Below are 18,776 nucleotides of genomic sequence, written 5' to 3'. Positions count from 1 at the left end.
GACAACCCCGTCACCGAAACCGGCCTCAAGAGCGAGTTCTCCGCCCACGGCGTCCGCTCACGCTACGGCCAAAAACGCGCGGACGTGAACCACCAATGGATCGACCCCATCATCGTCGGCGGCCCATGGGTACTGACAGCCGTAGGAGTCGCAGCCGCCCTAAGGACGCTGCGAAAACACCGCACAGCCTGACACCCGTTCCGCCACGGCGGTGGAATGGCAACGTTGACAGCACAGCACAAACGTGTGCCGCAATTCCTGCCGTGGTGACCTGCGCGAAGTGGGCACCGCTGCTGGAGTCGCTGTGCCGGGCAATGCCCTGCAGACTTGCCCGGACCAGGGCGCCGACTCCGGGCAAGGGCTCAGGAGTCAGGATCAGGAGCAGCCGGGACACCTCGCCAGGGGCACTATCGCTACGAAAGTCACACCCGGACCCACCCGGCGGAAACCAGGGTCAGCGCACACGACTAAAACCAGATCTCCCGGTTCTTTGTAATACAAAGAAATCCTTAGGCCTCGAGATATTCAGTGATCTTGAGATCCGCTAGCAACCAACCATCGGCCCGTCACGGTCGGTCTAGTCTGGAGGGCAGCTTCTGCAATGTCGCACATTGATCGCAAGGCTCTAGTTTCAGCCATCGTTGGTCTAGTAATCGCAGTCTTTCCGGCGCTGCTCGGTGCTCCCGAGCTCGCGCCCTTGATCGGATGGTCTGTCGCCGGCTGCGTCTTCCTGATCTGGGCGTGGACAAAGGCGTGGCCCGCTGGTCCGGAGGCCACTGGTGAACTCGCCCGCCATGAAGGTCGATCTCGACGGCTCGTTGACTCCCTCATCATCGGCGCGACGTTCGTCAGTCTCGTGGCGGTCGTCTTTGCATTGATCCGCAGCCAGCAGAAGGATCTCATCGGCGTGACCGCGGCGATCCTGGCGGCTCTCGGCGTGGTGCTAGCCTGGGCTCTCGTCAACACCGTCTACGCCTTCAAATACGCTCGGATGTACTACCACGACGAGCGCCATCGCTTCCGCTTCAACCAGGACGAGGACCCGTCATACAGCGACTTCGCCTACGCAGCATTCTCAATCGGCATGTCATACAACGCGAGCAACGTGAACGAGTCATCCACCCCTTCCCGCAGGATCGCCCTAGGGCACGCGCTGCTCTCCTACTTCTTCGGCACCTTCGTCGTCGCAGTGGCGATCAACCTTGTCGTCAGCCTCGGTCAGTCCAGCTGAACTTACACCCCAACATGACGTCTGGTGCCCGCGAGCGGTGAGCAGTCCAACGTCATGGCGCATCACAAAAACCAAGTCCTTCAGTGATCTCGCGACGACGCGCGTGTCGCTGCAAAAACCAATTCAGCGCACTGGCATCGGAGCGCCTGCGCTTCACCGGCTGAAGCCCTGCCGTTCGTCCGGAGACCCTGCCACTCGACTCGTCTCAAACCAGCTCATGAACAAAGAGCACAAACGTGCATGACCAGGAAGCGGACCCTTTGGTGCGCAGGGCTCGGCGAGAGTAACGAAGGGGTTCTTGTCCGGATGCGGGTGCTCCGGCCTCGTCTCATCAGTCCGTCACGCCGTCGACCAAAAAGGCTGGCAATGAACAGGCATGAAAGACAGCAGCCAGCCGGAGGATTCCTCACTTCGGGGCATCACGGCAATGATTCAAAAGAGTCATGCAGTCGACGCTGACGGCCACCATGAACAGCTATTCCCACCTGTCGGGCACAAGACATGCCGCCTCCCCCAGAACCACCGTGAATACGAAGAACAGCCACCCACGAGCCGAGCAGGAGGAAATCCAGGTGAACAACCAACGACACAGCAATGAAACCAGCATCAATTTTTCCCCAAGTCATGTTTGGCGCACCACGAACGCCCATGAACAGGTAACAAACAACAACCCGTCCGTCCAGTAAAGCAAGGAGGCTACCGACCACAGCACCCGCCACCAACTGAAAAAGGCCCCCGAAGGGGCCCCTCACAACAAAATTTGTCCACACTCGGAGGCCGCAAAGCCCTGAACAGGGAAAACACGTGCCCGAGATGGGACTCGAACCAGCCTCTCCCCCTGAAAATACGCCACTCTTCGAAAACTTCGCCAATCCGAACCATCCGGTGCCGATACAACCGAATCCGAAGCCCAGGGTGTGGAAGATTACCTCACCGGCCGCCGTGACGCCCATTGCGGCGACGCTCCGCTGCTCGGCCGGAACTCGTCTGGGCGATGGGCCTGAGCCGTGATGTGCGGAGCAAGCGCGCTCCGGGCTCAAAGAATGTCATAGCCGTTGCAACCTCCTTCTAACGTTTCATGGCTGAAACAGTCGAAGAGGTCCTGACCCGAACCTTGCCCCGCGGAGGGAATCAGACAGCCACAAGGCCCAGCACATTCACGGCTTCAGGAATCCGCACTATCGGCGTCGTTCAGCACTTCCGCGCCGCCCCCAATGCCGGAAGTGGCTGCTTTGATGAGGGCGGCGTCCCTGAGGCGTGTCCGGTAGTTACCGACGGCATTCGGTCGCGCACCAGTCCGTCCGCGGATGTGGGTTGTGGCTGACGCACCCGGGTCTTCTGCCATTGCCTGCAGGAAATCCTGGTCTCGTCCGGATGCAGTTGAAAGTGCTGCTTGGATGACTATATGCGCATTTCGGCGGCGGCCAGCAGCGGCCCGGCTGACCGCGGCAGCATCTATCCGTCTGCTGCGTTTTTCGGCTTCCTGCCACAAGTAACAGCCATCAGTTGGACGGGAACGGGTAGCTGCCGGTGGCTTCCGCACCGTCCCCGCCAGTTGCGGGGTGAGGGTCATGTCGGCGGAGGCAAAGGTTTCCGTGAAGGATCGCTCCACTTCGGTTACCGAGGCTGCATGCAGATCAAAGCGGTCGGCACGTCGGAGGAAGGTCTCCACTCCCTCATTAAGGAGGTCGGAAACCCCCGCAGGCAGCCCGGCGACGATGAGGCGAATGGGCCTAAGTTGGGCTCTGCGGATGTCTCTGGCAGGAAGGGCCGTTTCAGGATTGCTTCCCCACCTGCAGTTTTCCCTTGAGGACGCCTTCCGCCAAGGGGACGAGGACGCTGCCACCGCCCTCCCTGGCGGCAAACGCCGCCTGCGCCACAAACCCGGAGGACCCTGGCAGCCACGGCTGCGGAAGCTGAAGTCCTCCATTCAAAGAACTGTAGACAGCTGCCAGGGGACGAATTCGTTGTCCCCGTACCCCAGTTGCTCACTTTTGGTTTCTTCGCCCGACGCGACCCGGAGGACGAGGTCGAAGATCTGCTGTCCCATCTCCTCGATGGTCAGCTGCCCGTCCGCCACGGCCCCGCAGTTCACATCGATGTCGTCCTGCATCCGCTCGTAAAGCGCGGTGTTCGTGGCAAGCTTGATGCTCGGCGTGGGCTTGCAGCCGAAGGCTGAACCGCGGCCGGTGGTGAACGCAAGCACCTGGGCGCCGCCGGCGACCAAACCGGTCGCGTTGACGGGGTCGTATCCCGGGGTGTCCATGAAAACGAGGCCGCGGGCGGTAATGGGCTCGGCGTACTCGACGACGTCCGCCAGGTTTGTGGTTCCGCCCTTCGCTACCGCCCCAAGGGACTTTTCGAGGATGGTGGTGAGTCCACCCGCCTTGTTACCCGGAGATGGGTTGTTGTTAATGGACGATCCGTCCACGGCCACATGTTGCTCCCACCAGCGGATCCGTTCATTGAGCTTGTCCGCCGTGAGTTGGGACTCCGCACGGGACGTCAGCAGGTGCTCCGCCCCGTAGATCTCCGTAGTTTCACCGAACACAGCGCTGCCACCGTGCCTGATAAGGATGTCCGCGGCAGCCCCCAGGGCAGGATTGGCGGTGATCCCGGAGAACGCATCCGAGCCGCCACACTCCATGGCGAGGATGAGTTCCGACGCCGGAACGCTTGTCCGCCGTGCCTTATCGAGTTCGGGGAGCAGTTCCTCAATCCGGCGCACGCCTTCGGCTACCGTGGCCCGGGTGCCGCCCTGCGCCTGGATGGTCATGCTGGAAACCGACTTGTCAGGGCTGAGCGACCACCCGGCGGTGAGGCCGGCGATCTGATTCACCTCGCAGCCCAGCCCCAGGACCAGGATGGCGGCGAAATTCGGGTGGTTCGCGTAGCCCTGGAGGGTCCGCTGCAGCACCTCGAACCCGTAGTTGCCCTCACCACCTGTCCCGCATCCGGAGGAATGCGTGAGCGCCACCACGCCGTCCACGTTGGGGTAGCCGTCCAGGACACCGCTGTTCTCGATCCGGGAGGCGATGAGCTTCGCCGCGGTGGCGGAGCAGTTGACCGAAGTCAGGATCCCAACGTAGTTCCGGGTACCGACGGAACCGTTCATCCGCCGGTACCCCTGGAACGTTGCGCGCTCGCTTTCGGGCACAAAGTCGGTCTTCCGCAGGGCCGTCCCAAAATCGCCGGCCCGGTCGAATTCCCGGTAGGCAACATTGTGGACGTGAACATGTTCGCCCTCCCGGATCGCGCGCCCCGCGAAACCGATGATCTGGCCATATTTCCTGACCGGCTCATCGGCCTCGATGGACCGCAACGCCACCTTGTGGCCGGTGGGAATCTCGTCCTGGGCCAGCAGGTCACCCCCGCCGAAGGACACCCGGCTATCAGCGGGAATGACCCCGAGGGCAGTCCCCACATTGTCCTCGGGGTGCAGGACCAACAGACCTGTGTCCGCGCCAAGCTGCGGGGCCGGGACCAATTGCGTCGGTGTGTTCATGTTCATGCCTTTACTTCTAATCGTCTCCGCTACCAGATGTCCGGGATCGGTGACTAGGTGAGGACCTCGGGGTTGACGATGTTGCGCGGCCGGCGGCCCAGGCAGGCGTCCACCACGTTCTCCGCGGTGCGCCGCTTGAGTTCGTCGCTTGATTCCTCCGTGTACCACGCGGTGTGCGGGGTCAGCACCACCCGGTCCAGATCCAGCAGCACGCTGTGGAGCGGAAGAGGCTCTTCCTCAAAGACGTCCAGGCCGGCAGCCCGGATCCTTTCGGTTTTCAGCGCATCGATGAGGGCCTCGGTGTCAATTACCCCGCCGCGGCAGGTGTTGACGATCGTGGCCCCCTCCTTGAACTGCTCCAGCGTGCGGGCGTTGATCAAGTGGTGGGTGTGCTTGTTCAACGGGACATGCAGGGATACGACGTCGGACGCGGCCAGGAGGTCATCAAAGGAGACCACCTGGATGCCTTCCTTGGTGGTGGTCCCCGGGGTGTGGAGGGGATCGTACCCGAGGGGGCGGAAGCCAAGGGCCTTGGCTTTGGCTGCTGTTGCCGCGCCGATCAGGCCGAGCCCCACCACTCCGAACGTCTGGGAGGAGAAGCGGCGGAGCGGCTTGACCGAGTCGAGGAGGTTCCGCCCCGCCCGAACTCCCCGGTCCAGGTCAGGAATGCCGCGGGCCAGCGTCAGGGCGAGAGCAATCGCGTGATCACTGACGTCCTCCACGCCGTAATCGGGCACGTTGGACACTGCCACACCGCATTCCGTTGCAGCCGGCACGTCGATGGTGTCCACGCCCACCCCATACCGGCTCACAGCCTTCAGGCGGGGCAGGTTCCTGAGGACGCGTCCTGTGATGGGGGCGTACTGGACGATGAGCCCGTCCGCCTCCGACGCAGCCGCCAAGACATCGTCCTCGGTCCTGCAGTGGGCCCGCACCAGCTCCACGCCGTTGGCCTCCGCTACCGCCTGCTCCTGGCTTATCGATTCGAATTCGTAGTCCGTGATGACGATGCGCGGCATGTCCATCCTCCCTTTCCTCGGTCCGTCCGTTGACTCTCACGCCCAGCGGAGAATCAGCGGGTCCTTGCGTTTGGCCATTTCCACGAGCTGCGCCCGGGTGTCCGGATTCAGCTCCCCCACGGGCTGGCGCGTCCTGTCGCTGGCAATGATGTTGCCCTCCTTCATCAGGACTTTCGTTGCCCGCAGGCCGCACTGCCGGTTCTCGAAGTGGATGAACGGAAGCAGGTTTTCCCAGGCATGAATGGCTTTGTCCCGATCCCCTGCATGGAAATCCCGCACGATTTGGCCCAGCTCGTCCGGCACCATGCAGCTGCTCATCGTGCCCTGGGCCCCCGCCTCAAGGTCGGGGATGAGGGTGATGGCTTCCTCGCCGTCGAAAAGTCCGGGCAATGCGGGCCCGGCGGCGGCACCGAGGGCGCGCAGCTTGTCCGCCGCCTGGGGCATCTCGATCTTGGCGTACCTCACCTGCGGAACCTCCTGCGCGAGGCGGGCCAGGAGCCCCACGGACAGCGGCGTGGTGCTCATCGGCGCGTCCTGGATCATGATGTCGATGTCCAGTCCGTCGGCCAAGCGCTTGAAATACTCCAGTACCGCCTGGTCGTCCACTTTCATGGTGGCCCCGAAGAACGGCGGCATCAGCATGACCATTTCGGCACCAAGTTCCTGCGCACGGAGGCTGCGTTCCCGGGCAATCCGGGAGCTGAAGTGGCTGGTGGTGACACAGACCGGCATCCGTCCGTCAAGATGCTCCATGGTGGTCCGGAGCACTGCCTCGCGCTCGTCATCTGTCAGGGAGAACTGCTCGGAGTAGTTGGCCAGGATGCAGACGGCGTCGGATTTTCCGTCCACGAGGTAGTCCAGCACGCGGCGCTGGCCGTCGAGGTCCAGTTCCTCGTTGTCGGCGAAAATGGTGGGCGCTACCGGCATTACGCCAGTGATGGCACTCATAGGTTGTCCTTTTATAGGTTGGAGAGAAGGGGCAGTCGCTGGTTCAGCGGCTGCTGGCCAGGACCGGAGCGGTTTCGTCCTCGTAGTCCTCGGCGTCGATGTCGCGGCCGTGCGGGTCCCACTTGTTGACCAGGATCACCACGATGGCGATGGCTGGAACAGCGGCGAGTACCAGCAGCGCCCTGGTTCCCCACGCGGCCGTGGCCAGGGGCCAGAACACCAGGCCTGCGATCGCTCCGAGCCGGACGCCGATCTGGGTGAAGCCCGTGCCGGCACCGCGCAGCGAGGTGGGGTAGGACATGGTGGCCATAGTCATTCCCTGGGCACCTGGGCCAGCAGCGTGGCAGAAGATCAGAAGGCCGATGACCACCGCACCGACGAACGACCAGGCACCTTGAACGTTGCTGAGGCTGCCTGCGATCACCATGCAGACGAACGTGCCGCAGAATCCGAACAGCGCGAGTTTGCGCGGGCCGATCCTGCCGGAGAGCCGGGCACCGAGGAATCCGCCGGTGACGCCGAAGCAAAGGTTGAGGATGAGGGACGAGATGATGTTGGTCATCACGTTCTGGGTGTGCAGCATGGCGAGGACAATCTGGCCGACGAAGAAGCCGACGGCGTAGTACTCCATGGACTGTCCCGCGTTGATGACTGCGGACAGCACGGTCCGGCCGCGGTACTTCTTGCTCACGAGCTTGCCCCAGGCCTGGGTTAGCGTCATCTGGAACTGCTTGCGCTCCGCGCGGGGGTCGACGGCGTCCGGGGCCACTTCGGCGTCCACGCCGTAGGTCTGCTTGAGGATCTTGGCTGCTTCGTGCAGGCCCAGGTTCTGGGCTGCCCATGACGGCGACTCGGCCATGTACTTCTGGCGGAAGATCATGATGAGGATGGCGGGGACTGCACCGAATCCGACCACGATGCGCCACATGTGGTTTTCACCCCAGTGCATGTTCTGGAACAGGAAGTAAACGGGGATGAGAAGCGCGAAGGTGGAGGCGACGGCCACGTACCACATGGGCTGCCAGAGCGACACGGTGCCGCCCTTCTTCTTCCGGGAGGCGTACTCGGCCAGGAAGCTGAAGGCGACCGGGAAGTCCACGCCGATGCCTACGCCCATGATGAAGCGGGCAATGATGAGGGTCCAGACGTCCGGAGCGATGGCGCAGGCGATTGCGGCGACGACGAAGAAGACCATGTCGGCCATGAAGACCTTGAAGCGTCCCAGCTTGTCGACGAAGTAGCCGCCGAACACGGAACCAACGAGTGCGCCCACCATGATCGATGCTGACACCAGGGCGAGCATTCCGGGAGTGAGGCCGAAGTCCTTGGCGATGTAAGGCATGCCGAACGCCAGCGAGGTGAAGTCGTAAGCGTCCAGGAAGATGCCGCCCAGGGCGATCAGGGTAATGGCAAAGGATTTGCCCTTCTGGAGGGTCCCGCTGTTGATGAGGTCGGTGACATCCTGCGCGGAGCGGAGGATGAGCCGTCCGCTGGCGGGGGCAGCGGAATTTGGCACTGCTGACATTGAGGGTCCTTTCGAAAGCGCACTGCTTTGTGTGTTTTCGCTAGTTCGAGATTTCGAACGTTGATCGAAGTGGCGATCATGCGGTTGCTGCGGTAGGGTGATCGGGAACACAAAGGAGTCTAGGGAGGCAGCCCCGGGAGCGTCAAGCAGAGCCCGGGAATTGGCCCGAAAATCCTGCCGCAGAAGCAAGACCGGCACCAAGGAAGTCTCCGGCGACATGGGCGCTCCACCAGCTCCCGGCGGTCTGGAGAATTGACTCGCGTACTAAATTTCGAACATGAAAGGGGCTCCTCCGTATGGATGACCGTCAACTGCCCAAGTGGTCCGAGATCCGGGAACTCGTCCAGTTCCGGAGTTTCGAGTTGGATCCCGTGCAGCGAAGGCTTGCCCGGGCGTTCACCATCGCGGACCTTCGCGCGATGGCACAGAAAACCACGCCAAAGGCTGTCTTCAACTACACGGACGGTGCCGCCGAAGAAGAGATCACCATCGCGAGGTGCCGGCAGGCCTACCACGACGTGGAGTTCTCCCCGGCCGTGCTCCGTGACGTCTCGGATCCGGATCCCTCCACCGAGCTCCTGGGCCAGGCCATTGACTTCCCGCTGGTCCTGGCGCCCACCGGCTACACCCGGATGATGCACAACGACGGCGAAAAGGCGGTGGCCCGGGTGGCCGCCCGGAACAACATCCCGTACACCCTTTCAACGGTCGGCACCACCACGGTGGAGGACCTGGCCGGCGCTGTCCCCGACGGAAACAACTGGTTCCAGCTCTACATCGCGAAGGACAGGAGCAAAACCGAGGGCCTCCTGCAGCGCGTCCTGGACAGTGGCTACAAGGTTTTGATGGTCACCGTGGATACCCAGGTGGGCGGCGCAAGGGTCAGGGAGCTGCGTGACGGGCTCACCATTCCGCCCACGCTGTCGCCCAAGACCTTTGCGGACATGGCCCTGCACCCTTCCTGGTGGTTCGACAAGCTCACCACCCCGCCCATCGAATTCGCTTCACTCCGCGGTTTCGGCGGCAACTCGGCAGAGGTGGCGGACCAGGTCTTCGACCCCGCCCTGACGTTCGAGGACATCGCCTGGCTGCGGCAGGTGTGGCCCCACAAGCTGCTGGTCAAGGGCATCCAGACCGTCAAGGATGCTGAACGGGTGGTGGAGTTGGGATGCGACGGCCTGGTCCTCTCCAACCACGGGGGACGGCAGCTGGACCGCTCCCCCACGATCCTCCGGATCCTCCCCCAGGTACGCGAAGCATTGGGGCCCGGGCCCACGGTACTGATCGACAGTGGAATCATGTCCGGCAGCGACATCCTCGCCGCCGTCGGCCTGGGTGCGGACGCGGCGATGGTGGGACGGGCCTACCTGTACGGCCTGATGGCCGGCGGAGAACGCGGTGCCGCGCACGCGGTGAAGATCCTGCGCTCCCAGTACGTGCGGTCAATGCAGTTGCTGGGCGTGAAGTCCACTGCCGGCATTTCTGGCGACCATGTGGCGCTGGCGGGCTGACGGCCAGGCCGACGGCCCAGCAGCCGCGGCCCTCTCCGTCACCTCAGCGGTAGCCGAGCTCGGCACTGAAGCGGGCAGCGCCGTCGGCCGCCAGTGCCGACCATTCCTCTACCGGGCGCTGGTTCCAGCGCATGTCCGGGACGGAGATGCTCAACGCCGCAACCACTGCTCCGGTGTGGTCCCGCACCGGAGCAGCCACGCAGGAAACATCAGGATTGGACTCCCCGGACTCGAAGGCCAGCCCGGAAGCGCGGATCTCATCCAGCACGTTGGCCAGCACATGGGGCTCGGTGATGCTTTTAGGGGTCAGCTTGGCGAGGCCTTTCTTGAAGAGCCGCTTGCGTTCACCGTCCGGCAGGTACGCCAGGAGGGCCTTGCCCACCGCTGTGCAGCTGGCAGGAACCCGGCCGCCCATGCGCGAGACCATACGCACGGACTGGGTACTGTCCACCTTGCAGATGTACACGACGTCCGCGCCGTCCAGAATGCCCACGTGGACCGTCTCGTCACACTCCTTGGCCACGGACTGGGCAATGCGCAGCCCGACGGCGTGCAGGTCCAGCCGTTCGGCGAACGCGTTGCCCAGCCGGAAGACGCTCAGGCCCAGGTGATAGGTGGCAGTGGCATCGTCCCGGCGGAGGTATTTGCGCTCGGTCAGGGTGGTGAGCAGTTCGTGGACGGTGGTCCGGGGAAGCCCGGTCCGCTGCACCACCTCGGGGGCAGAGAGCCCGTGCCGGGCGTCCATGAAGAGCTCCAGAACGTCAAGGCTCCTGACGACGGCGGGGGTCAAGCGGGGCACTGTGTGTCCTTTCGGTAGGGAGCCATGGCTTCATGCAGCTTCCAGTGTACGCGTATCGTTCGAAATATCGCACGTCGTTCGAGAAAAGAGAACGTGGTGCGTGACCAAGACATAAATCCAGGAGAAAACCAGATGAAATCAACTCCCGAACAGGTCGAACAGCAAATCCTGGCCGCGCATGCGGCCTACGAAATAGCCCGCGACGTGGAACCGGATGTCCGCGGCTCCTGGCTTGAGGCCATCGCCTCTGCGTTAGAAGCAAACGCAGATGAGCTTGTGCGCCTTGGAGCACAGGAAACGCACCTGGACGAGGGCCGGCTGCGCTTCGAACTGAAGCGCTCCGTCTTCCAGCTGCGCCTCTTCCGCAGCGAAATTATCGCAGGCGAGCACCTGGACGCCGTGATTGACCACGCCGACCCGGACTGGGGCATGGGCCCCCGGCCGGACCTGCGCAAGGTCAACGTGCCCCTCGGCGTCGTGGGCGTCTTCGGTGCCTCCAACTTCCCCTTTGCCTTCAGCGTGATGGGCGGCGACACTGCCTCCGCCCTGGCCGCCGGCTGCGCGGTGGTGCACAAGATCCATGAAGGACACCTGCAGCTGGCCCTGCGGACCGCCGCCATCGTGGAGGAAGCCCTTGCCGCGGCAGGGGCGCCGCAGGGACTCTTCTCCGCCGTGGTGGGCCGGCAGGCAGCGGAAGCGCTCGTGGACCACCCCCTAACCAAGGCCATCGGATTCACGGGTTCCACGGCCGGCGGCCGGGCACTCTTCGACCGGGCTTGCCGCCGGCCCACCCCCATCCCCTTCTATGGAGAACTGGGCAGCATCAACCCCGTGTTCGTCACGGAGCAGGCCTGGGCTGCGCGCAGGGAGGCCATCCTTTCCGGGTACGCTGCCAGCTTCTCCGCAGGCATGGGCCAGTTCTGCACCAAACCGGGACTGCTGTTCGCACCCGTGCATGATTCGGATGACGTGGCGGGTTTTCTTCAGCAGGAACTCGATGCCAAGAGCGTGGCACCGCTCCTCAGCCCGAAGCTGCGCGAGGGTTTCGACGCCGCGCTGGAAAACGTACGGTCCGCCGATGGCGTGCACGTGCTGGTGCCGGGCGACGGCTCTGAAGCTCCCCGTCCCACTGTCCTGGCCACCACGGCCGAGACCGTCCTGGCGCAACCGGAGCTGCTGGAGCAGGAGATGTTCGGCCCCGCCACCCTCCTGATCCGCTACCGCCCCGGAACCAACCTCGCCGAGCTGGCCGGGCTGCTGGAGGGCCAGCTGACCGCCACTGTCCACGGCGAGCCGGAGGAACAGCTCAATGACCTGCTGACGGTGCTGCGCGAACGGAGCGGACGCCTGGTGTGGAACGCCTGGCCAACAGGAGTCAGCGTCACCTACGCGCAGCAGCACGGCGGTCCTTACCCCGCCACCACCGCCGCCTCCACCACCTCAGTAGGCACGGCGGCCATCGGACGGTTCATGCGCCCCGTAGCCTATGACTCCTTCGCCGCAGAGCAGCTTCCGCCAGCGCTGCGTGAGGACAACCCCTGGAACATTGCACGGCGCGTGGATGGAATCCATGAACCTGCCGGACAGAAAGCAGAAGCACGATGACAACTGTTACCGCAAGCCAGATCCTGCCCGTTGACGCCGACCGCGCCCTCCTGGTGGGGCGTGTCTGGGACCCCAAGTCCGGCGGACCGCGCGTTGTCTCCGTGAGCGGACAGGACGTTTACGACCACACGGAGCACGTCGGCACCGTCTCGGAACTGATGGACTCCGAGGACCCGGCGGGGCTGATCACCTCCACCCGCGAGGCACCGCGGTGGGACCTCGCCGCACTGGTGAATGCTTCACTGGCGCAGGACCGCGAATGCCCCCACCTCCTGGCCCCGGTGGACCTGCAGGTCATCAAAGCTTGTGGCGTGACGTTCGTTGGCAGCATGATCGAACGCGTCATCGAGGAACGGTGCGCAGGCGACTTCCACAAGGCCGCGGCCGTCCGCGAATCCGTCCTGGCCATCCTCGGGTCAGACATCGCCACGGTCCGGCCGGGTTCGGAACAGGCCCGTAAGGTCAAAGAGGTTCTCACGGCCAAGGGTATGTGGTCCCAGTACCTGGAGGTGGGGCTCGGCCCGGACCCCGAAGTGTTCACTAAGGCACCGGTGCTCTCCAGCGTCGGTTTTGGTTCCCGGATCGGCCTCCCCACGTTTTCGCAGTGGAACAACCCGGAACCGGAACTGGTCCTGATTGTGGACTCCAAGGGCCAGGTGCGCGGGGCGACGCTGGGTAATGACGTGAACCTGCGTGATGTGGAAGGCCGCAGCGCACTCCTGCTGGGGATGGCCAAGGACAACAACGCATCCAGTTCGATCGGCCCGTTCGTACGCCTCTTCGATGCAGGATTCAACCTTGAGTCGCTGCGGAGCGAGGACATCACCCTGACCGTGGAGGGGACGGACGGTTACCGGCTTGAAGGGCAGAACAGCCTGTCCCGGATCAGCAGGCCCTTCGAGGAGCTGGTGGGCGCCGCCTTCGGCCGGCACCACCAGTACCCGGACGGATTCGCCTTGTTCACCGGCACGCTCTTCGCGCCCACCAAGGACCGGGACCAGCCAGGCCTGGGCTTCACCCACCACGATGCGGACCAGGTGACCATCAGCAGCGCTCAGCTCGGCTCGCTGATCAATACCACGGGCACCACCGAAGAGCTCCCCGCGTGGAGCTTCGGCATCCGCGACCTCATGGAGTACCTCTCGCGGAGTGTGCAGGTCCCGGCCCGCCAGGGCTAGTACCGGGCGAAAGATCAACGGAAAGGCCCAGTGCTCGGCAGACGGAGACTGGGCCTTTTCGGCGATCCTGGCCAGACGGGCGAGGGGTGGCAGCGACAGGACATACGACGGCGGGAGCTCGCCGCACTTCCGTGACAAGCCCGCCCAGCCTGGCTCGTCATGACCACCGGTGGGACAGGCAGGTTGACCGAATCACGGTTATCGACGCATGAATAGGACGCGCAAAAGTAGACGTCCGCCCGCGTCATCAGGGTATTGGCTGGGGCCATGGGCATCGGCTTGCAATTATTCGTTGGGTGGACGTTCTCGGGCTGTTGTGGTTTAGACAGGGCGGGTGTTTCATGATCGGGTCTTTGACGGTCGGAACCTTTATTGAGGGTCAGCGGCTCGTTGCATTCAGATGGCGAAGATGGTCCATCGTGTTTGGTAGCTTCCGGCGGGTTTGAGTCGGATGAGATCCGTGCCGCTGTTGAAGGCGTCCGGTGGACAGGTCATTGGTTCTACAGCGAGTCCGAGTCGGTTGGCTAAAGGTGGTTTCTTGTCGGCGGTGTGGATTTGGAGCCATGGGCAGGCAGCGTCCCATGCCATGCCGACGCCAGTCCCAGTGGGGTCCTTCAGGGTGAGCCGGGCGCGGCCCCGGTCGTCGAATCGTATGTCAGTGAATGCGTGGTCAATTTCCGTGCCTCCGATGGAGCGGGGGGCCCGGAAATCGAACTCGTGTCCCCGAACTGGACGGGTTTCCAGTGGGAGGAGTCGGTCCGGTGTGACGTCAAGGTATGAGTCCGCGGGGACTTCGAGAATCCAATCATTCATGGCTGACGGTCCGGCAACAAGGTACGGATGGGGGCAGACACCATATGGGGCCGCGGCCGGGCCCGCATTGGTCGCTTTAACGATGGTGTGGAGGCCGTTCTCATCGATTCGATACGCCGCTTCCAGCCGCAGCTGGAATGGATATCCTCTTGTTGGCCCAAGCTCACAGCCCAGGACCACGGACGAGTCATCGGCCGATTGCAGCTCCCACTCACGATTGAACACCAGTCCATGCAGTGCGGTGGACCGCTCCGGTTCATTGAGGGCCAGTTGCTGTGTTTCTCCATCGAAGGTGTACCGGCCGTCGCGTATTCGGTTCGGCCAGGGGGCCGCGATGATTCCCCGGTAATCCGGGATCGGCGCTCCTGCCTCGAAAGGAACTACCAGATCCCGGGTTCCGTGCCGGAGCCGGCGCAGCGCCGCCGCCTGGGTGGTGATGGTGGCGGAGTAGTCGTCCGCCCGGATGAGGTACTCGGATTCCGGAGGTCCGGGCGGAGGCGTGCGGGACGGCATTTTTAACCGATTTCAATGGCAGGTTCAGGGTGCTTCATCTCAACTGCAGGGACCGTGTGTGCCGGTTCGTTGGCTTGCTCTACCGGGGTTTTGGGCCGGCGGTGCGAAGCGGTGTTGACGTTCTCGCCCAGCACGATGGATCTGATTTCCTCGAGGGGAATCTTGGGCCGGCGCTGGGCGTCGGCCAGGCCGTTGGCTTCCTGAAGTGTGTCCGTCAGCTGTGTGTAGCAGAAGCCGGCGAGGACGGGGCTGGATTGCAGTGCCTCAAACAGGTCCCGAAGCAAACGACTGAAGTCGTCGGCATTGGAAACTGTGGCGTAGCCCCATGACTCCAGGCCGGTGCCGCTGACGTAACTGATGCCGCCGAATTCGGAAACGACGAATGGCTGCCCGCGGTCCGGGGTGTCGACAAGTCTCATCCTGCGCCCGAGCGGGCCGATGCCGGCCATCAGCTCCTCGAGGTTGCCGGCGCTGGCGTAGTTGGCTGCCAGTTCCTCCCGGGTGATGCCATAGTCGTGGATGGCCCAGATGTCCGAGTCCGCGTGCTCCCAGCCGTCGTTGGTCACCACCGGCCGCGAGGGATCCAGTGCTTTTGTGAGGTGGTAGAGGGCCTGGGCATAGCTGAGCTGCGCCTGGTCGTGAGAGATGTGCTGCACCCCCCAGCTTTCGTTCAGCGGAACCCAGGTGACGATCGAGGGGTGTGATATGTCGCGGCGGATGACCTCCAGCCACTCCCGGGACATGCGTTCGATGGCCGTGACGGAGAATTCGTAGGCGCTGGCGTTTTCGCCCCAGACGAGGAGCCCGAGCCGATCCGCCCAGTACAGGAAGCGGGGATCCTCAACCTTTTGGTGGATACGAGCGGTGTTAAAGCCGAAGTCCTTGATCAGTTGAACTTCCTGACGCAAAGCGTCAGCGTCGGGTGCGGCAATGTGGGATTCGGGCCAGTAACCCTGCTCGAGGACAGCACGGAGGTAATACGGCCTGTCGTTGAGCATGAAGTGCCGTCCAGCCCAGCCCACAGACCGCATGCCGAAGTAGGAGGACACCTCATCGACATTTCCTTCGGCCGGCGAAACCCGGACAACGGCATCGATGAGTCGAGGTATTTCCGGGGACCAGAGCAGCGATTCGTAGGCTTGGCCGTTTGTCTGCCGTGGAAGGGTGATCAGTGTCGTGCTGCGCGGATCGGCCTGCTCGAAGCCGACGCGGGCCAGTGTCTTTCCCTCGTAGGACAGGGTGACATCGACGTTCACCGGTGTGGCGGGGCGGCCATCCAATTCCAAAGACAGGCGTACAGCTCCATTCGGAACGTCCGGCGCCCAGGCGAGATTCTGCACGGACATCCGCGGGACGGCCTCGAGCCAAACGGGCTGCCAGATCCCGGTTGTCCTGCGGTACCAGATGCCGTGGGGTTCCTCCTGCCAGTCCTGTTTGCCCCGGGGCTGGGCCGCGTCAATGGGGTCGTCTTCGGCCCGGACCACTAGTACGTGCCCGTCCGCTCCTGGGCTTGCCAGGAGATGGGTGGTGATGTCAAAGAAGAAGGGCGTGTGCCCGCCCTCGTGGTTGCCCAGGTACTGGCCGTTCAGCCATACGTCCGCGCGGTAATCCACGGCCCCGAAATGCAGGATCATCCGCGCACCTTGCCGGCCCCATCCTGCAGCACTAACATCCGCTGAGCTCAGCTCACGCCGGTACCAGATGACCGGGTGGAAGGAGTTATCACCGATGCCCGAGGCAGCCGACTCCGGCGGAAACGGCACCCGAATGCGTCGGTCGAACGGGCTCTCCTTCTGGTGCCAGCGCCCGTCCAGGCCTTCGTCGGCGTCATCGTAAGCAAAGCCCCAAAGCCCGGACAGCTCTGTCCAGTCACGGCGGACCAGCTGCGGCCGAGGATAGTCCCCCGCGAGGGACGTCGCCAAGGGGAAGAAGGTATCTGTGGTGTGTGCATCATTCATGCAGCCATCATGCACTTTGCAACCCCTTTTTTCAACGTAGAAAAAAGTGGTTGACATCACGGCGTACCAGGCAGCAGGATGATGGATAACAAATTTTTGCTACGTTGAATAGGTGTCGAAGATGACTATAGGACAAGACACTCTTAGGCCGGAGATTTCGAAACGTTCACTCCGGCCGGGAACGTCATCCACGCTGGCCCGCAGAGCAATCAGGGATGGCTGGGCTTTCCTGGCCCCCTTCATGCTGGTCTATGTGGCGTTCATCCTCGTCCCGCTGTTCCAGTCTCTGTACGTCAGCGGGTTTGACTGGGATTTGCTGGGGGCGACGCGGAAGTTCATCGGCGGCGGGAACTACGTGAAGATGCTCTGGGGCCGGGACATTCTCTGGGACTTCGGCCACGAGTGGCCGGTGCGGCTCGCCGTTGTCGCGGTGACGGCGGCGGTCGCCTTCGGACTACGCCGGCATCGGCGCGCGGCCACCGGCGCCGCTACAGCAGGTGTGATCATTGCTGTCCTGCTGGGATTCCATCCCTCCCCGTCCGGTTCCTGGAATGACGAGAACTTCTGGATTGCTCTGAGGAACACCTTGGGCTTCACGCTGATCTCAACGCCGGTGCTGGTGCTGACCGGGCTGGTGCTGGCCCTGCTCCTGCATACAAAGCGCCGCGGAACCGGCATCTACAGGGCACTGTTCTTCATCCCGTACGTGCTGCCGGTTTCCGCCGTCACGCTCATCTGGAGTTACCTGCTCAACCCGGAACGCGGACTGATCGCCGGATTCCTCAGATGGTTCGGCGTCGATGGCATCCCCTTCCTCTCGGACCCGGCCCTGGCGATGCCGTCCATCATTGCCACCACGGTGTGGTGGTCCGCCGGTTTCAATCTCGTGCTGTTTCTGGCCGGGCTGCAGGACATCGATCCCAGCCTGCATGAGGCGGCGTCCCTGGACGGTGCCAGCCGCTGGCAGCAGTTCCGCCACATCACCGTGCCCGGCCTGTCGCACGTGACCGTGCTGGTCGCGGTGACCCAGCTGATTGCCTCCTTCCAGATCTTCGGACAGGTCTACATCATGACGAAGGGAGGCCCCGGAACTGCCACCCAGGTGCTCATCCAGCACATCTACGAAGCAGGGTTTAAAAACTACGAACTCGGTTATGCCTCCGCGGTTTCTGTGTTCCTTTTCGTCATCATGGCCGCTGTGTCCGCTCTCCAATTCCGTCTGCTCTCCAAGGACTCCTGATGGCCGCCCCCACCCCGACAACGTCCCCCAGCACGCCAACCGCCGCCGCCTCGACAGGTACGAACACGCCCGGCGCACGCACCAAGCGCCGGTCACGCGGCTCATGGACCTATCACTCCTTCATGGTCGTCGCCGCGCTTTTATGGTTCGCGCCGATCCTTTGGATGATCTCGATGGCTGTGACGCCGAACGATGTTCTGCAGCAGTCATCCAGTGATTTGCTCCCCCGGAGCGTCACGCTGGAGAATCTGGTCAGCGTCTTCGCCACGGGCGACCTGGGACGCTGGTTCCTGAACAGTGCAGTCGTCACCGCGGTAACCACTGCCGTGACGGTGATCTTCTCAGCCATGGCCGGTTACGCCTTCGCCAAAATCAGCTTCCCTGGCCGCCGACTGCTGTTCGTCATCGTGCTCGCCGGGCTGATGGTGCCCAAGGAAGCGATGTTCGTCCCGCTGTTCCTGATGTTTTCCGGAGCGCACGGGCAGAACAGCTACGAAGCGCTCATCCTCCCCCGGCTGGCCGCCCCGCTCGGTGTGTTCATCATGACCCAGTTCTTCAGCAAGGTCCCGGCCGAGGTCGAGGAGGCGGCACGCATCGACGGTGCCGGCCGCTGGCGGGTCTTCTTCGAAATCATGCTTCCGCTGGCCCGGCCCGCGATGGCTTCCTTGGCCATCTTCACGTTCGTCCTGACTTGGAACGACTACCTGTGGCCTCTGGTCATATCCACTAAGACGGAATGGTTTACCGTCACCACCGGACTTGCTTCCCTGCAGTCCAACTTTGCCGCTACCACCAACCTGGGGGACCTCATGGCCCGCGGGCTGATCGGGAGCCTGCCGCTGCTGATAATCTTCCTCGCCTTCCAGCGCCAACTCATCCGCGGCATCACTCTAGGCAGCGGCGAAAAATAGCCCCCGCTAGCTTCTACCCA

15 protein-coding genes and 1 pseudogene are annotated in these 18,776 nt (G+C 63.3%); 8 read left to right on the top strand and 8 right to left on the bottom strand.

From position 1 onward, the window contains the following. The 3 genes and pseudogenes from ACFVTE_RS19170 to ACFVTE_RS19160 form a co-directional block, all read left to right on the top strand. Nucleotides 1-192 (top strand): annotated as a pseudogene (locus ACFVTE_RS19170) (hypothetical protein); the annotation flags it as partial. A 409-nt stretch (nucleotides 193-601) separates the two neighbouring features. Beyond that, the gene (locus ACFVTE_RS19165; protein WP_387103078.1) at nucleotides 602-1,231 is read left to right on the top strand and encodes a DUF1345 domain-containing protein; all 630 of its coding nucleotides are present in this window, start codon (nucleotides 602-604) and stop codon (nucleotides 1,229-1,231) included. 443 nt (nucleotides 1,232-1,674) lie between these two features. Beyond that, the gene (locus ACFVTE_RS19160; protein ID WP_387103076.1) at nucleotides 1,675-1,917 is read left to right on the top strand and encodes a hypothetical protein; all 243 of its coding nucleotides are present in this window, start codon (nucleotides 1,675-1,677) and stop codon (nucleotides 1,915-1,917) included. A 479-nt stretch (nucleotides 1,918-2,396) separates the two neighbouring features. Here ACFVTE_RS19160 and ACFVTE_RS19155 read toward each other — a convergent pair whose 3' ends face one another. The 5 genes from ACFVTE_RS19155 to ACFVTE_RS19135 form a co-directional block, all read right to left on the bottom strand. Next, the gene (locus tag ACFVTE_RS19155) at nucleotides 2,397-2,903 is read right to left on the bottom strand and encodes a hypothetical protein (RefSeq protein ID WP_387103074.1); all 507 of its coding nucleotides are present in this window, start codon (nucleotides 2,901-2,903) and stop codon (nucleotides 2,397-2,399) included. 258 nt (nucleotides 2,904-3,161) lie between these two features. Next, a complete protein-coding gene (locus ACFVTE_RS19150; protein WP_387103072.1) occupies nucleotides 3,162-4,736 on the bottom strand; it encodes a UxaA family hydrolase in 1,575 nt (524 codons plus the stop codon). Nucleotides 4,737-4,789: 53 nt separating this feature from the next. Next, nucleotides 4,790-5,761: a C-terminal binding protein gene (locus tag ACFVTE_RS19145; protein WP_387103070.1), complete on the bottom strand. Its 972-nt coding sequence runs from the start codon at nucleotides 5,759-5,761 to the stop codon at nucleotides 4,790-4,792. A gap of 30 nt (nucleotides 5,762-5,791) precedes the next feature. Next, complete coding sequence (locus ACFVTE_RS19140) at nucleotides 5,792-6,703, bottom strand: dihydrodipicolinate synthase family protein (protein ID WP_387103067.1); 912 nt, start codon at nucleotides 6,701-6,703, stop codon at nucleotides 5,792-5,794. A gap of 43 nt (nucleotides 6,704-6,746) precedes the next feature. Beyond that, nucleotides 6,747-8,228, bottom strand: coding sequence for an MFS transporter (locus ACFVTE_RS19135; protein WP_387103066.1), 1,482 nt, complete (start codon nucleotides 8,226-8,228; stop codon nucleotides 6,747-6,749). A gap of 296 nt (nucleotides 8,229-8,524) precedes the next feature. Here ACFVTE_RS19135 and ACFVTE_RS19130 point away from each other — a divergent pair, with 296 nt between their 5' ends. Further along, on the top strand, nucleotides 8,525-9,739 hold the full coding sequence (locus ACFVTE_RS19130; protein ID WP_387103064.1) for an alpha-hydroxy acid oxidase: 1,215 nt from the start codon (nucleotides 8,525-8,527) through the stop codon (nucleotides 9,737-9,739). A 43-nt stretch (nucleotides 9,740-9,782) separates the two neighbouring features. On the opposite strand, the gene ACFVTE_RS19125 is transcribed toward ACFVTE_RS19130, so the two are convergent. Continuing rightward, complete coding sequence (locus ACFVTE_RS19125; protein ID WP_387103062.1) at nucleotides 9,783-10,538, bottom strand: IclR family transcriptional regulator; 756 nt, start codon at nucleotides 10,536-10,538, stop codon at nucleotides 9,783-9,785. Nucleotides 10,539-10,670: 132 nt separating this feature from the next. Here ACFVTE_RS19125 and ACFVTE_RS19120 point away from each other — a divergent pair, with 132 nt between their 5' ends. Together ACFVTE_RS19120 and ACFVTE_RS19115 are read left to right on the top strand one after the other, a co-directional pair. After that, nucleotides 10,671-12,143: an aldehyde dehydrogenase (NADP(+)) gene (locus tag ACFVTE_RS19120; protein ID WP_387103060.1), complete on the top strand. Its 1,473-nt coding sequence runs from the start codon at nucleotides 10,671-10,673 to the stop codon at nucleotides 12,141-12,143. Further along, nucleotides 12,140-13,321, top strand: coding sequence for a fumarylacetoacetate hydrolase family protein (locus tag ACFVTE_RS19115; RefSeq protein WP_387103057.1), 1,182 nt, complete (start codon nucleotides 12,140-12,142; stop codon nucleotides 13,319-13,321). Before ACFVTE_RS19120 ends, ACFVTE_RS19115 begins: the two co-directional genes overlap by 4 nt. 396 nt (nucleotides 13,322-13,717) lie before the next feature. On the opposite strand, the gene ACFVTE_RS19110 is transcribed toward ACFVTE_RS19115, so the two are convergent. Together ACFVTE_RS19110 and ACFVTE_RS19105 are read right to left on the bottom strand one after the other, a co-directional pair. Further along, a complete protein-coding gene (locus ACFVTE_RS19110; RefSeq protein WP_387103055.1) occupies nucleotides 13,718-14,647 on the bottom strand; it encodes an aldose 1-epimerase family protein in 930 nt (309 codons plus the stop codon). Between the two features lie 2 nt (nucleotides 14,648-14,649). Beyond that, entirely contained in the window at nucleotides 14,650-16,605 is a 1,956-nt protein-coding gene (locus ACFVTE_RS19105; protein ID WP_387103052.1) for a glycoside hydrolase family 2 protein, read from the bottom strand. A 121-nt stretch (nucleotides 16,606-16,726) separates the two neighbouring features. On the opposite strand from ACFVTE_RS19105, the gene ACFVTE_RS19100 reads away from it, so the two are divergent. Beyond that, nucleotides 16,727-17,845, top strand: a complete 1,119-nt coding sequence (locus ACFVTE_RS19100) for a carbohydrate ABC transporter permease (protein ID WP_387103049.1) — start codon at nucleotides 16,727-16,729, stop codon at nucleotides 17,843-17,845. Next, nucleotides 17,845-18,756, top strand: a complete 912-nt coding sequence (locus ACFVTE_RS19095) for a carbohydrate ABC transporter permease (protein WP_387103047.1) — start codon at nucleotides 17,845-17,847, stop codon at nucleotides 18,754-18,756. The genes ACFVTE_RS19100 and ACFVTE_RS19095 overlap by 1 nt, the downstream gene beginning before the upstream one ends. The last annotated feature ends 20 nt before the right edge of the window (nucleotides 18,757-18,776 follow it).

It is taken from the genome of Arthrobacter sp. NPDC058097 (assembly GCF_042884885.1).
Classification (GTDB): Bacteria; Actinomycetota; Actinomycetes; order Actinomycetales; family Micrococcaceae; genus Arthrobacter.
Note: the sequence above shows the minus strand (reverse complement) of the source record. Positions and strands in the feature narration are given on the sequence as shown.

Excerpts from the sequence above, each read along its gene's own strand:
- ACFVTE_RS19110 (WP_387103055.1), bottom strand. The coding sequence starts at position 14,647 with ATGCCGTCCCGCACGCCTCCGCCCGGACCTCCGGAATCCGAGTACCTC.
- ACFVTE_RS19115 (WP_387103057.1), top strand. The coding sequence starts at position 12,140 with ATGACAACTGTTACCGCAAGCCAGATCCTGCCCGTTGACGCCGACCGC.
- ACFVTE_RS19095 (WP_387103047.1), top strand. The coding sequence starts at position 17,845 with ATGGCCGCCCCCACCCCGACAACGTCCCCCAGCACGCCAACCGCCGCC.
- ACFVTE_RS19160 (WP_387103076.1), top strand. The coding sequence starts at position 1,675 with ATGCAGTCGACGCTGACGGCCACCATGAACAGCTATTCCCACCTGTCG.
- ACFVTE_RS19140 (WP_387103067.1), bottom strand. The coding sequence starts at position 6,703 with ATGAGTGCCATCACTGGCGTAATGCCGGTAGCGCCCACCATTTTCGCC.
- ACFVTE_RS19100 (WP_387103049.1), top strand. The coding sequence starts at position 16,727 with ATGACTATAGGACAAGACACTCTTAGGCCGGAGATTTCGAAACGTTCA.
- ACFVTE_RS19130 (WP_387103064.1), top strand. The coding sequence starts at position 8,525 with ATGGATGACCGTCAACTGCCCAAGTGGTCCGAGATCCGGGAACTCGTC.
- ACFVTE_RS19135 (WP_387103066.1), bottom strand. The coding sequence starts at position 8,228 with ATGTCAGCAGTGCCAAATTCCGCTGCCCCCGCCAGCGGACGGCTCATC.
- ACFVTE_RS19145 (WP_387103070.1), bottom strand. The coding sequence starts at position 5,761 with ATGGACATGCCGCGCATCGTCATCACGGACTACGAATTCGAATCGATA.
- ACFVTE_RS19105 (WP_387103052.1), bottom strand. The coding sequence starts at position 16,605 with ATGAATGATGCACACACCACAGATACCTTCTTCCCCTTGGCGACGTCC.
- ACFVTE_RS19165 (WP_387103078.1), top strand. The coding sequence starts at position 602 with ATGTCGCACATTGATCGCAAGGCTCTAGTTTCAGCCATCGTTGGTCTA.
- ACFVTE_RS19150 (WP_387103072.1), bottom strand. The coding sequence starts at position 4,736 with ATGAACACACCGACGCAATTGGTCCCGGCCCCGCAGCTTGGCGCGGAC.
- ACFVTE_RS19120 (WP_387103060.1), top strand. The coding sequence starts at position 10,671 with ATGAAATCAACTCCCGAACAGGTCGAACAGCAAATCCTGGCCGCGCAT.